This is a genomic window from Curtobacterium pusillum (assembly GCF_007680845.1).
Lineage (GTDB): Bacteria > Actinomycetota > Actinomycetes > Actinomycetales > Microbacteriaceae > Curtobacterium > Curtobacterium pusillum_B.
This window is the reverse complement of sequence record NZ_VEIY01000003.1, coordinates 525,299-538,851: the sequence shown is the minus strand read 5'-3', so window position 1 is coordinate 538,851 and position 13,553 is coordinate 525,299. Positions and strand designations below refer to the sequence as shown.

At 72.1% G+C, this 13,553-nt stretch carries 9 protein-coding genes, 1 tRNA gene and 1 rRNA gene; 9 read left to right on the top strand and 2 right to left on the bottom strand.

Annotated elements, in window-relative coordinates; genetic code table 11:
- Nucleotides 1-135 precede the first annotated feature (135 nt).
- The 4 genes from rrf (at nt 136) to FS825_RS10090 (ending at nt 2,914) form a co-directional block, all read left to right on the top strand.
- Nucleotides 136-252, top strand: a 5S ribosomal RNA gene (gene rrf / locus FS825_RS10105).
- An 83-nt stretch (nt 253-335) separates the two neighbouring features.
- Nucleotides 336-1,823: a glutamate--tRNA ligase gene (gene gltX, locus FS825_RS10100; protein ID WP_144712484.1), complete on the top strand. Its 1,488-nt coding sequence runs from the start codon at nt 336-338 to the stop codon at nt 1,821-1,823.
- Nucleotides 1,824-1,854: 31 nt separating this feature from the next.
- Nucleotides 1,855-2,799, top strand: coding sequence for an NAD(P)/FAD-dependent oxidoreductase (locus FS825_RS10095; RefSeq protein ID WP_144712482.1), 945 nt, complete (start codon nt 1,855-1,857; stop codon nt 2,797-2,799).
- Between the two features lie 43 nt (nt 2,800-2,842).
- Nucleotides 2,843-2,914: transfer RNA gene (locus FS825_RS10090), tRNA-Gln, on the top strand.
- A 119-nt stretch (nt 2,915-3,033) separates the two neighbouring features.
- Here the strand turns inward: FS825_RS10090 and FS825_RS10085 are convergent.
- Together FS825_RS10085 and FS825_RS10080 are read right to left on the bottom strand one after the other, a co-directional pair.
- Nucleotides 3,034-3,918 (bottom strand): glycoside hydrolase family 16 protein, encoded by an 885-nt coding sequence (locus FS825_RS10085; RefSeq protein WP_144712480.1) that lies wholly within the window; start codon nt 3,916-3,918, stop codon nt 3,034-3,036.
- Nucleotides 3,908-6,088, bottom strand: a complete 2,181-nt coding sequence (locus FS825_RS10080; protein WP_144712478.1) for a hypothetical protein — start codon at nt 6,086-6,088, stop codon at nt 3,908-3,910. The genes FS825_RS10085 and FS825_RS10080 overlap by 11 nt, the downstream gene beginning before the upstream one ends.
- 291 nt (nt 6,089-6,379) lie before the next feature.
- Here FS825_RS10080 and FS825_RS10075 point away from each other — a divergent pair, with 291 nt between their 5' ends.
- The 5 genes from FS825_RS10075 (at nt 6,380) to FS825_RS10055 (ending at nt 13,528) form a co-directional block, all read left to right on the top strand.
- Nucleotides 6,380-7,729, top strand: coding sequence for a glycosyltransferase family 2 protein (locus FS825_RS10075; protein ID WP_144712476.1), 1,350 nt, complete (start codon nt 6,380-6,382; stop codon nt 7,727-7,729).
- A gap of 149 nt (nt 7,730-7,878) precedes the next feature.
- Nucleotides 7,879-10,641: an alpha/beta fold hydrolase gene (locus tag FS825_RS10070; protein ID WP_144712474.1), complete on the top strand. Its 2,763-nt coding sequence runs from the start codon at nt 7,879-7,881 to the stop codon at nt 10,639-10,641.
- 273 nt (nt 10,642-10,914) lie between these two features.
- Complete coding sequence (locus FS825_RS10065; protein WP_144712472.1) at nt 10,915-11,745, top strand: glycosyltransferase family 2 protein; 831 nt, start codon at nt 10,915-10,917, stop codon at nt 11,743-11,745.
- The gene (locus tag FS825_RS10060; protein ID WP_144712470.1) at nt 11,742-12,716 is read left to right on the top strand and encodes a glycosyltransferase family 2 protein; all 975 of its coding nucleotides are present in this window, start codon (nt 11,742-11,744) and stop codon (nt 12,714-12,716) included. The genes FS825_RS10065 and FS825_RS10060 overlap by 4 nt, the downstream gene beginning before the upstream one ends.
- Before the next feature lie 5 nt (nt 12,717-12,721).
- Entirely contained in the window at nt 12,722-13,528 is an 807-nt protein-coding gene (locus FS825_RS10055; RefSeq protein ID WP_144712468.1) for a PIG-L family deacetylase, read from the top strand.
- Nucleotides 13,529-13,553: the final 25 nt, after the last annotated feature.

Sequence of the window (13,553 nt, the reverse complement as noted above, 5' to 3'; positions counted from 1 at the left end):
ATTTCCGTGACCTTTGGGTCACGGGCTCGCGTCCACTTTGTGGTTCCCGACAGACGATCGGGAACTGAGAAACTGAATAACTCAGCTACGGCTGGGACAGCTTTCTTGACCCGGTAACGGTCAAGTCGAAGGTGTTCCGGTGGTCATAGCGAGAGGGAAACGCCCGGTCACATTCCGAACCCGGAAGCTAAGCCTCTCAGCGCCGATGGTACTGCAAGGGGGACCTTGTGGGAGAGTAGGACGCCGCCGGACTCAACGTTGCAACACCAGGGAACCCCTGACCATGTACTGGTCAGGGGTTTTCTGCGTTCCCGGGCCGGTAGGATCGACGAGTCATGACTGCGCCATTCACCACCGCCTCCGGTTCCGATGTCCGTGTCCGCTTCTGCCCGAGCCCGACGGGCACGCCGCACGTCGGACTGATCCGCACCGCGCTCTTCAACTGGGCGTACGCGCGGCACACGGGCGGCAAGCTCGTGTTCCGCATCGAGGACACCGACGCCGCCCGGGACAGCGAAGAGTCGTACCAGCAAATCCTCGAGGCGCTGCGGTGGCTCCGGCTCGACTGGGACGAGGGTGTCGAGGCGGGTGGCCCGCACGGCCCGTACCGGCAGTCCGAGCGCTCGGACGTCTACGACGACGTCATCGCGAAGCTCAAGGCGTCCGGCCACATCTACGAGTCGTTCGTGACACCGGAGGAGATGGAGGCCCGCAACAAGGCCGCCGGTCGTGACCCGAAGCAGGGCTACGACAACCACGAGCGCGACCTCACCGAGTCGGAGCGTCAGGCCTTCCGCGACCAGGGCCGTGAGCCGGCGCTCCGGTTGCGGGTGCCGGACCGTGACCTCAGCTTCGACGACCTCGTGCGCGGGGAGATCACGTTCAAGCAGGGCACGTTCCCGGATTTCGTCGTGGTCCGGCCGAACGGCAAGCCGCTCTACACGTTCACGAACCCGGTGGACGACGCCCTGATGGGGATCACGCACGTCCTCCGTGGTGAGGACCTCCTGTCGTCGACGCCGCGCCAGATCGCCCTGTACGACGCCCTCTACGAGGTCGGGATCGCCGAGTTCACGCCGCTCTTCGGCCACTTGCCGTACGTGATGGGGGAGGGCAACAAGAAGCTCTCCAAGCGTGACCCCGAGTCGAACCTCTTCCACCACCGGGCCGCCGGCATGATCCCCGAGGGGCTCGTGAACTACCTCGCGCTGCTCGGCTGGTCGATCGGGGCCGACCGGGACGTTTTCTCGATCGACGAGATGGTCGAGGCGTTCGACGTCGCCGACGTCAACCCCAACCCCGCCCGGTTCGACCACAAGAAGGCGGAGGCGATCAACGGCGACCACATCCGCCTGCTCGACGCCGACGACTTCCGCGACCGACTCGTCCCGTACCTCACGGGCGTGGTCTCCGACCCGGTGACGCCGGCGGAGCTCGAGGTCCTCACCGCTGCCGCGCCCCTCGTGCAGGAGCGCATGCAGCTCCTCAGCGAGGCGCCCGCGATGCTCGGGTTCCTGTTCACGGCGGACGACGAGCTGGTGGTGGAGGACGACGCCCTCGCCACGCTCAAGCCGGACGCCGGCGACGTCCTCCGTGCGTCCACGACCGCGCTCGAGCCCCTGGAGGACTGGACCACGGAGGCGATCGAGGGCGCACTGCGCACCGCGCTCATCGACGGGCTCGGGCTCAAGCCGCGGCTGGCGTTCGGACCCCTGCGCGTCGCGATCTCCGGCCGCCGGATCAGCCCGCCGCTGTTCGAGTCGATGGAGATCCTCGGCAAGAACTCCACCCTGGCGCGCCTGCGCCGACTCGCGGACCGTTGACGCGGGTCGTCGTCGTGAGCGGACCGCAGCCGTGACCGTCCCGGACCGTCTGACGGTCGACGTCGTGGTCGTCGGTGCCGGGCCGGCGGGGCTGAGCGCTGCGCTGAACCTCGTCCGGGCGAGACGGACGGTGCTCCTCGTCGACGCCAACCGCCCGCGGAACGCCGCGACCCTGCGGTCGCACGGGTTCCTGACCCGCGACGGCATCTCCCCGCTCGAGCTGCGGAAGCTCGGGCGGGCCGAGGTCGAGGGCTACGCCGAGGCGACGGTCGTCCAGGCCGTCGTGGACCGGGTGTCCCGCGACGGCGACGGCTGGGCCGTGCACGGATCCTGGCGCGGGACCGAGATCGAGGCGACCGCCCGCGCGGTGGTGATCGCGACCGGCCTCCGCGAGGAGTTCCCGGCGCTGCCGATGCTGCGCGCGTTCTACGGCACGGCGGTGCACAGCTGCGTGGAGTGCGACGGGTACGAGAAGGCCGGGGAAGCCCTGGCGTTCATCTGCGAGACGGACGACGTGGTCGACAGGGCGCTGCTCGTCGCCGCGTGGGCCGACGACCTCGTGGTGTACACGAACGGCGTCGCCCGGCTGGACGACGCGGGGCGGGCGCGGCTGCTGCACGCGGGCGTCCGCGTCGACGAGCGGCCCGTGGAGGACCTGGAGGGGGACCGCTCCGGGATGACCGGCGTCCGCCTCGCAGACGGGCACGTGGAGCCGCGCACGGGCGGGTTCGTCCGCCCGAGGTGGTTCGCCGACCTGGACTGGGTCGACGCCGACCTCGAACGCGATGCGGACGGGCTCCTCGTGGTGGACCGCTCGGGCCGGACGAGCGTCGGGGGTGTGTACGCGGTGGGGGACGTGACGCCGCCCGGGCCGGAACAGCTCATCGTCGCCGCCGGGCATGGAGCCGTGACGGCCGCCGCCGTGCACCGGGACCTCGTGGGTGGTCTCACGGACCTCCGGGATGCTGTACAGTAGTTGATCGTGCCCCGGGCAACCGGGACCGAGGCCTTCGGGCCTTTGGGGTATGGTGTAATTGGCAACACAGCGGTTTCTGGTACCGTCGTTCTTGGTTCGAGTCCAGGTACCCCAGCACTCGACGAACAAGCCCCCGGGAGATCCCGGGGGCTTGTTCTCGTTGGTGGACCCACGCGACACGCGGACGGTCGACCGCGGGAGCTGGCGCCCGGCCTCAGGAGCGGGCGGACGGCCTCAGGAACTCGAGCGGCCCTGCCGGTAGGCGACGACCCAGTCCACGAGCACGTGCCCGGAGGCGCTCGTCGGCACGGCGTCGTCGTGGATGATCGTCTCCGCCTGCAGCGTCACCCGCATCGGCGTCGTCGGCACGGCGTCGGTGACGGTCTCGAGCAGCTCGTCGTCCCAGTAGAACCGGATCGCGTCGGCGGTCCACTCGACGGTCGCGACGTGCCAGTCGGACTGTCCGCCGGGGACGACGGTCGGGTCCTCGGGGAGGAAGGTCATCGCCTCCTTCTCCGCGTCGTAGCTGCCCGGGATCGCCGACACCGGGCGGACGTCGCCGGTGAGGTCGCCCTCGGGCCAGTCGATCTCGCCTTCGTTCCAGTCGCCGGACAGCGGCCACAGGATCATCACGAACTTGTAGCCGGGGACCTCGTCCGCGCGGTACCGGATGGACACGCGCTGGTGCGTGTACGACCGGTAGCCCGCGGGCAGGACGGTCGCGACGAGCGGCTGCGACCCCTTGCTGTGCAGGTGGAAGTCGAGCACGGAGTCGTGCACGGACACGACCTGGTCCGGCGCGTAGAGGCCCTTCCCGGACGTGTCACGCATCCCGCTGTACTCCGACATGCGCGGGTAGACGGCGAGGAGCTCACCGAGTGCCGCGATGCGGTCGAAGTCCTCGGCGAGGTAGGGGATCCACCGCATGCCCTCGGATTCGAGCGACCCGGTGGGCATCTGCTCCGCACGGGCGTCCGCCCCGCCGCTGCGCATCGGCAGGACGACGGCAGTGGTGCCGGCGACGGCCGCGACCCCGAGCACGCCGGCGATGGTCGCACCACGCCGGAGGAACGAGCGTCGGGTCGTCATCAGGTGCCGTGCACCGGGCTCATGCTGCATCGTCCACCTCGTAGATCAGGACGCCGTCGCGGTCGTAGCGGAGCGTCGACTCGGCGGCCACCGACCGCTGGATCGCGTCGATCTGTGCGGCGGTGAGGATGCCGCGCGCGATGGCGTCGGCGCGTTGCGACGAGGAGAACACGATCCAGGCGCGACCGCCGTAGTCGCGGTCCTGCAGGACCCCGGTGAGGTCCTTCGCGGTGATGCCGTCCGGGAACCACGCGGACTCGCTCTCGAGCGAGTCGACCTGGCCCCAGTGCCGGGTGTAGTTGTCGTAGTTCCCGCTGATGATCGACGGGAACGTCCCGACGGTCGTCAGGCTGTCGTCCGACGCGAACCGTCCGTCGAGCCACCGCGCCGCGGCCACGTCGGCGGACGCGGTCTGGTTCGCCTGCTCGGCCTGGAAGGTCGCCCCGACGAACAGGCCGGTGACGACGGTGAGCACGAGGGCCATCGCGCCGAGTCGGCGCCCGCGTCCGTGGAACGCGTGGACGGCGGCGATCGCGAGGAACGGTGCCGACAACAGCACGACGCGGAACTTCGCCTCGCCGCCGTAGCTCTGTCCGAACACGAGGACGATCGGGCACGCGGCGAGCCAGAGGACGACGAGCGCTCGACGTGCGTGCCCGGAACGGATCATGCGCACCAGCCCGACGACCGCGCACACGGCGACGAGCGCGGTGATCGCCAGCACCGCACGACTCTGCAGGGTCGTGGCGAGGGAGGGGATGGCGATGGAGGTCGCTTCGGCGGTGACGTTGCTCACCGGGTCGAACCCGGTGGTCAGTCCGAAGTGCTCCTGGATGTAGCCGAGGTTCGGCAGGAGGTACAGGACGGGCAGCAGCGTCAGGGGGACCGCGAGCCACCAGGGCCGGAGGTAGCCGAGGACGAGCAGCGGGACGAACGCGGCGACGACCACGAACGGGGTGAGTTGGTGCGACGCGGTGATCACGAACTGCAGGACGACCACGACCACCGCCGCGGTGGTCACCGCCGCGCGCGAGCGGGGGAGGACCGCCGTGGCGACGGCCGACCGTCGTGCCCGGAACAGCCTGCCGGTCACCGTGGCCGTCCAGACGCCGATGCGGTTCGGCGTCCCGCGCAGCACGGTCAGGGCGATCAGGACGGCGGCGAGGAACAGGAAGAACGCGAACGCCTGGGGGGAGTAGTAGTCCTGCCCGACCCAGTTCGCGGCGCTGAACAGGACCGCGGCGACGGTCGCCCAGCGTCCCTTCACGCCCAGCGCCCGGGCGATTCCGAGGACGAGTGCGCCGTCGGCGAGGGCGAACGCGATCTCCGCCCAGCGGACGGGAGCCGCCGCGTCGAGGGTGCCGGTCGCCGCGCCCAGGAAGGCGCTGAACCCGAAGAAGCCGGGCCACCGGTTGTAGATGTCGATGGACGGATCGACGCCGCCGTGCTCCATGATGTACGCCGTCACCGCGATGTGCTTGAAGACCCACGGCGGGCGCGGCTCCGCGGAGACGAGGTTCGTCGTGCCGTACATGACCAGGACGAGGGCGACGGAGGCCACGCCTCGGACCAGCACGTGGTGGCGACGGTCGACGAGGGTGACGAGCGTCACCGCGAACACCAGGGCCGCACCGATCCACCAGGTCACGGGCAGTGCGGTCAGGAGGCCCCACTCGCCCAGGCCGGTCGAGCTGCTCTGGGAGGTGCCGACAGCCCACAGCGCGAGTCCCGTGACGAGCACGCCGGACGCGGTGACGGCGCGGACGAGCACGGCCGTCGGGAGGGCCGTCCGGACGAACTGCGGACGGGGGACGGTGCGGACGGTCTGCACGCCCTGGCCGAGCGACACCCACCCGCCGACGAGCAGGAGGAGGCCGGCGGCGGGCAGCGGGACCCACTGGTGGGTCCAGACCATCGCGAGACCGATGACGGCGTCGATCGCGGCGCTGACGGCGACCACGAGGGCGGCTCGACCGATCGGGTCCCGGAGCCCGAGAGCACGGACGACCGGCAGACCCGGCACGACGAGGAGCGCCACGAGCACGACGGCCGTGCGGAGCGGGCCGGTCGCGTCGGCGGCGATGAGGACGGCACCGGCGAACCCGAGGCCCGCGGCGAGGAGTGGCGGCACCGGGGAGTTCACGAGTGCACGGCTTGCGAGGACGAGCGACATCCTGGTCTGGGTCGTGGTGGCGGTCACTGCTCGACCACCGCGATCGGCTGACGCATCGAGCGTCCCTTCAGGTCGGGCCGAACAGAGGCAGCGCCCGGCGGATGTCACGACGGTATCCGCGGCCGACCGTGCCGCGGGAGAGCGGCCGTCGGGAAGTGCGGAGGGCCTGCGGCATTGCGGGTTCACGCACGCGTGAGCACCCTCGTGCGGCAGGAACCGCACGGATCCGGATGCTCGTTGACGCTCGTCGCGCACCCGGCGACCGTGGATCTGCCGGCCCCGACCGTGCACGTCCCCGACACGAGACAGGCTCACCCCATGACCGACACCCTCCCGCGTTCCCTTCCGTCCCGCGTGGTGCTCGAGCGACCCATGTCGAGTGCCGAGACCCCGACGTGGAGCGGCGCCGTGTGGGTGGGCGCGATCGACCTCGCGGACGTCCCCGGGCACGATGTCGGAGCGGTCACGCTGCTCGAGGCCGACGGTCACCGTTCGGCGCGGCTCCTGGTGCGCGACGGCGTGGCACCCCTCGGCTTCGTCGACGTGCCGATGACCGGGGACGTCGTCGACGGCGCGACACTCCGCGCCGCGGTCTCCGCGCTGCCGGCAGTGCCGCAGCCGCCGATCCCCGTGCGCCTGCCGAGCACGAGCGTCGTGCTGTGCACCCGCGACCGCGCCGACCAGCTGCGCGGCGCCCTCGACTCGCTCCTCGCGCTCGACCACCCGGACTTCGAGGTCGTCATCGTCGACAACGCGCCGTCCGACGAGTCCACCCGGGAGCTCGTCGAGGCGATCGCCGCGACGGACCCGCGTGTCCGGTACGTCCGGGAGCCCGTTCCCGGTCTCTCGAGCGCCCGCAACGCCGGTGTCCGCGCGGCACAGCACGAGATCGTCGCGTTCACCGACGACGACGTCGTGGTCGACCGGTCGTGGCTCCGCGCGGTCGCCTCCGGGTTCTCGCGCGGTGACGACGTCGTCTGTGTCAGCGGACTCGTCGCGAGCGGCGAGCTCCGGACGCCGACGCAGCGGTGGTTCGACGAGCGGGTGACGTGGTCCCGGAACCTCGTGCCGCGCGTGCACCGGCTGTCGGCGCCCCCGGCGGACCGTCCACTCTTCCCGTTCGCGGTGGGGGACTACGGCACCGGTGCGAACTTCGCGATGCGCCGCGAGGCCGTCCTCGAGCTCGGCGGCTTCGACGAGGCGCTCGGCGTCGGCACGGTGACCGGCGGCGGCGAGGACATCGACATGTTCTCCCGCGTCGTCCTCTCCGGCGCCGCCCTCGTCGTCGAGCCCGCTGCGCTCGTGTGGCACCGGCACCGCGCGGACCTCGCAGCGCTCCGGCTCCAGGCGCGCGGGTACGGCACGGGACTCGGCGCGTGGCTCACGAAGATCGCGCTGCGGCCGCACACGCTCGGGATGGCGCTGCAGCGCGGCCCGCGGGCGGTCCGGCACCTCGTGGCCGGCAACCCGACGACCGCGGCGACCTCGGAGGCGCCCGGCCCGGACGCGCCTCGGCCGGACGCGGACGCGCTCCACGACGACCCCGCGTTCCTCCGCGAGGTCGGTCGGGTGCGGTGGATCGAACTCGCCTCGGTCGCCCGCGGCGTGGTGCGCTACGCCCGTTCCCGCCGCACCGTCCGCGCGCGGGAACGCACAGCGGTTCGATAGCACCGTCATCGGGGATCCACGGCAGATCGCGAGGATGCGCCAAACCGCAGGATCACCGCACCGCACCCGCAGGGCCCTCGATCGGGGGCCCTCCGCCGCTTACGGTCCTGGGAAGCGCACCACCGACACGCACGACCAGGGGAGTACCCATGCGTTCGACACACCCGACCGCGCAGCAGCGCCCGGCCGAGCCGGTGATCCCGGTGGCCGGCGACCACTCGATCCTCGACCGCTGGAACCGTGTCGTCGAGGCGGTGCCCGAGGCTCCGGCGCTCGCCGGAGCCGGGGTCGCCCGGACGTTCCGCGAGACGGACCGGACGGTGCGCACGCTCGCCCACCGGCTGGCGGGGCTCCTCCGTCCGGACGACCGGTCCGGTGCCGGGGTCGGGCCGGAGGGCACCGGGGCGTCGGTCCCGGTCGGCATCATGGCCGGGCACACCACCGAGACGGTCGTCGGGATGCTCGCGCTCGTCGCCGCGGGACGGACCGTCGTCGTGCTCGACGACCACCTGCCCGAAGCGCGCCTGCAGCACGTGGTCACGCTCGCGGGCATCGCCGAGGTGCTCGCGGACCGGACCCGGACCGACCTCGCGGCCGCCGTGCTCGGCGCCGCGGGCAGCGTCCACGACCTCGACGCACTGATCGCCGAGACAACGGAGACAGCCGCGACAGCCGCGACTGCCACGACCGCCGGGACCGCCGCGGCCGCCGCGGCCGGCGACACCACGGCCCCCGCGCACCACCCCGGCGGCGCCGACCCTGCCGCCATCGTCTTCACCTCCGGCTCGACGGGCCTCCCGAAGGGCGTCGCGATGACGCACCGGCAGCTCCTCCGGAACGCCGAGCAGAGCAGCGCGAGCGCGGCCTACCGCCCCGGCGACCGGGTGGGTGTCGTCCTGCCGCTGTCCTTCGCCGCAGGCATCCTCACCACGCTCGACAGCCTGCTCAACGGCGCCGCCGCGGTGCTCCTCGACGCGCGTGACCTCGGCACCGAGCGCCTCCTCGACGGCATGACCGCCGAGCAGGTCACGGCGGTGGTCTGCACGCCGCACCTCCTGCGCTCGATCGTCGCGACCGTGCGCGACCGTGCGGACGGCGACCTGCACCCCGCACTCGCCCCGCTCCGCTTCGTGATGACCGTCGGCGAGCCGATCACCGGCACGGACGTGCACGCCGCGCGTCCGGTCCTCGGCGCCCGCACCGTGCTGTGGAACGGGTTCGGCTCGAGCGAGATGGGCGCCGTCACGTACTTCCCCGTGGGCCCCGAGGACGACGTCCCCGCCGGGGTCGTCCCGGCCGGGTACACGCCGCCGGGCAAGACCGCGAAGGTCCTCCGCGAGGACGGCACCGCCGCCGCCGTGGGCGAGACCGGCCAGCTCGTCGTCGTCTCCGACGGCATGACCGCCGGCTACTGGGGTGCGCCCGAGAAGACGGCCGAGCACCTCGGCGTCGACGAGGACGGCACCCCGCTCTGGCGTCAGGGCGACCTCGCCCGCATCGAGGAGGACGGCTGCCTCGTCCTGCTCGGTCGCGACGACGACGCCGTGAAGGTGCGCGGGTACCTCGTCGAGCCGAGCGAGGTCGAGGCCGCGCTCCGTGCCGTCCCGGACGTGCACGACGTGGTCGTCACCGCGCTCGTCGAACCGCCGGCCATGACCCGGCTCGTCGCGTACGTTGTCGGGCGTCCCGGTCGCCGGACACCAGCACCGGCCGCCCTCCGCCGCGCCCTGCGCGACCGCCTCCCGGAGTACATGGTCCCCGCGGCGATCGTCCCGATGCCCGAACTGCCCCGCAACGAACGCGGCAAGGTCGACCGGTCGAAGCTGCCCGGTGCGCCCTCGCTCGAGGTCGAGATGGTCGAGGGCGAGTACGACCAGTGGGAGCTCGTCGTCGGGCAGATCTGGGCCGAGGTGCTCGGGCTCCGCGGCGTCCACCTCGACGAGGACTTCACCGCGCTCGGCGGCGACTCGCTCTCGGCCGAGGAGATGCTCGCGATCGTGCACACGCGGCTCGGAGTCGACCTCCGCGCCTCGGAGCTCCTCGAGCAGCCCACGCTCCGTGCCTTCGCCCGCCGCGTCCGGATCGGGGCGAAGTCGCTGCCGAGCCACCCCGACGTGGTGAAGGTCGCCGAGGCGCGGGAGACCGGCCGACCGCCGGTGTTCTGCCTGAGCGGCGCCGGCGCACTCGGGCTGACGTTCCTCCCGCTGTCCCGCTACCTGCCCGAGCACGACGTGTACGCGTTCCAGCAGCACGGCCTCGAGCGACGGGCGATCCCGGACTGGAGCATCCAGCGCACCGCGAAGCGCACCGTCGAGCTGATGCGCATCGTGCAGCCCCGCGGACCGTACCTCCTGGTCGGACACTCACTGGGCGGCCTCGTCGCGCTCGAGGTCGCGAAGCTCCTCACCGAGGGCGGCGAGCGGGTCGAGCACGTCGCGATCCTGGACACCTACCTGCCACGCAGCAGTGCCGAGCAGGCGCAGCTGCACTTCGGTCGGATGGAGCCGGCACCGATCCGCAACACCGCGCTCCGTGCGGCCAAGCGTGCCCTGGACCGTGCCGCGCGGCGGATCCTCCCGGCCGGCGTCCCGGTCGGCGAGGAGTTCGCCAAGCGCGTGCGTGCCTACGGCGCCGGCGTCATCCGCTACGGCGGCCAGAAGGACTTCGACGCGCTCTTCGACCAGGCGAGCATCGTGACGAGGCGGCACACGCCGTCGCCGTACGCCGGCCCAGCGACGTTCGTGCTCGCCGACGGCAACCCGGACGTCGACGGCTGGGGTGACGTGCTCCGCGGCGACACCACGATGGTGCGGATCGAGAGCGAGCACAGCTCGCTGCTCCGCGAGCCGCACGTCGCCGAGCTCGCCGCCGCGCTGCGGTCCGCCTTCACGACGCAGGATCCGCGTCCGTGACCGGCGCGGGGCGGACGGGAGGCGCGGGGCGGGCCCGCACCGCGCCTCCCGTCCGCCCCGCGCACCGACACGCCCACCGGCTGCGGCTTGCGGGTTTCCGTATCCGCGCTCGGGGCCCCGCAACCAGTGCCCGACCGCATTGACCAGCACCGATGCCCGGACGATGGTTGGAGCCAGCCCAGGGAACGGTGTCCCCCCGTTCCGGCGCCCACCCAGCGCCGGGTCCGTCCCGCGACCACTCCCGTATGCGACCCTGAACCCGACAGGAGCACCATGTCCGCCAGCACCGTCCGACCACGAGACCCCCGCGTCTCGGTCGTCATCCCCGCGAGGAACGAGGCCCGAAACCTCGAGATCATCCTCCCGATGCTCCCGCCCGTGTACGAGGTGATCCTGGTCGACGGCAACTCGGTGGACGACACCATCGCGACCGCGCAGCGGCTCATGCCGACCATCAAGGTCGTGCAGCAGACCCGCAAGGGCAAGGGCAACGCGCTCGCCTGCGGCTTCGAGGCCGTCACCGGCGACGTCGTCGTCATGTTCGACGCGGACTGCTCCGCGGACGCCGCGGAGATCCCGCGCTTCGTCCAGGCGCTCACCGACGGCGCGGACGTCGCCAAGGGCACCCGGTACGCCCACGGCGGCGGCAGCGACGACATCACGATCATCCGCGGCCTCGGCAACAAGGGCCTGAACATGGTCTCGAACTTCCTGCTCGGCGCGAAGTACACGGACCTCTGCTACGGCTACAACGCCTTCTGGGCGGACACGCTGCCGACGATCGGTCTGCTGTCGTCCACGCTCCCGCAGCCGACCGACGGTTCGATGCGCTGGGGCGACGGCTTCGAGATCGAGACGATCCTGACCTGCCGCTGGTCCGCAGCGGAGTTCGCGATCACCGAGGTGGGGAGCCACGAGAAGCTCCGCGTGCACGGGACCAGCAACCTCAACGCCGTCAGCGACGGCATCCGCGTCCTGAAGTCGATCATGCACGAGCGTCGCCGCGCCCGCGAGGCGAAGGCCCGCATGCGCCTCATGCCGACCCACGTGCAGGGTCTCGTCGTCCCGGCGGCCGTCCCGGCACTGGACGAGGAAGCGGCGTGAGCCACCCCACGGTCGCCGTCGTCATCTGCGCGTACACGCAGCAGCGCTGGGGCGACCTGCAGGACGCGGTCGAGTCGGCCAAGCGGCAGCCCGACGCGACCGAGGTGATCGTCGTCATCGACCACGAGCCCGAGCTGTTCCGCCGCGCGGCGGCACGGTGGCCCGAGCTCCGGGTCGTCGAGAACACCGAGGACCGCGGCCTGTCCGGGGCCCGCAACACCGGTGTCGCCCTGGCCGACGCGGACGTCGTCGCGTTCCTCGACGACGACGCGACCGCCGACCCGGACTGGCTCGTGCACCTCGTCGACGCGCTCGACGAGCCCGACGTCGTCGGTGTCGGCGGCCGCGCGACCCCGTCGTGGCCGACCGCGACCGGCGCCGGGCCGTACCCGGACGAGCTCCTCTGGATCGTCGGCTGCAGCTACACGGGGCTGCCGACCGCACCAGCCGACGTCCGCAACGTCATCGGCTCGAGCATGGCCTTCCACCGGGACGTCGTCCTCGCCGCCGGCGGGTTCCGTTCCGGCATCGGTCGGGTCGGCAACCACCCGCTCGGCTGCGAGGAGACCGAGCTCTGCATCCGCATCGCCCGGATCCGTCCGGGCGCCCGCATCCGCTTCGAGCCGCGCTCGAACGTCTCGCACCGGGTCTCCCCGGACCGCGTCACGATGCGGTACCTGCGCCGACGCAGCTACTACGAGGGCATCTCGAAGGCGGTCCTCAGCCGCCGGGTCGGTGCACGCGACTCGCTCTCCAGCGAGTCGACGTACCTCACCCGGGTCCTCCCCGGCGCGGTGCTCCGCGAACTCGGCGCCCTCGGCCGCGGGGGCGGCCTCCGTGCCCTGGCCATCGTGACCTCGGCGGTCTCCACCGTCGTCGGCTACGGGGTCGGACGCGTCTTCGGCACCATGGTCGTGCGCGCACCGGCGCCGGCCCCGGTCGCGGTGAAGACCACGGCGGGCGTGAGCTGACGGCCATGGCACCCGCACCCCGGTCAGGGCCCGCAGAGCGGGTCCTGACCGTCGTCGCCCACGCGGACGACGACCTGCTCTTCTCGGGGACCCGACTCCAGCAGCTCGTCGAAGGCGGCCACGCCGTCCGCTCGGTCGTCGTGACGGCCGGAGACGCCGGGCGGTCCGCGTCGTACTGGAAGCGTCGGGAGACCGGCCTGGAGGCGTCGTACGCACTGCTCGCCGGCGTGCCGTCGACCTGGTCGACGAGCGTCGCGCAGGTCGCAGGCAAGACGATCCGTACGCGGACACTCGTCGGCGACCCACGGATCAGCATCGTCTTCCTCCAGCTGCCGGACGGGAACATGGACGGTTCCGGGTTCTGGCGCACCGGCCGCCGAAGCCTGCAGCGGCTCCGCACCGGCTCGCTCCGGCGCATCCGGACCGTCCGCGGCGCTGAGCACCCCGAGGCCTTCACGATCGACGAACTCCGTGCCGTCCTGACCGGACTCTTCGAGGAGTTCGCCCCGACCATCGTGCACACGCTCGACCACGTCGGCGACTACGGGGACGGTGACCACAGCGACCACCACACGGTGGCGTACCTCACCGACGAGGTGCAGCGTCGCTCCGCAGGACCGCACCGCTTCAGCGGGTACCTCGGGTACCCGGTGGCGGAGCGGCCGAGCAACCTGACGCCCGAGCAGGTCGCTGCGAAGCAGGCGGCGTTCTTCGCCTACGCCGCCTACGACGGCGAGACGTGCTCGACCGAGGAGACCTGTGCGCTGCGGCCCGAGGGCGCCTGGTTGCGTCGGGAGTACACCGTCGTGTGAACGAGTACACCGTCGCGTGAACGAC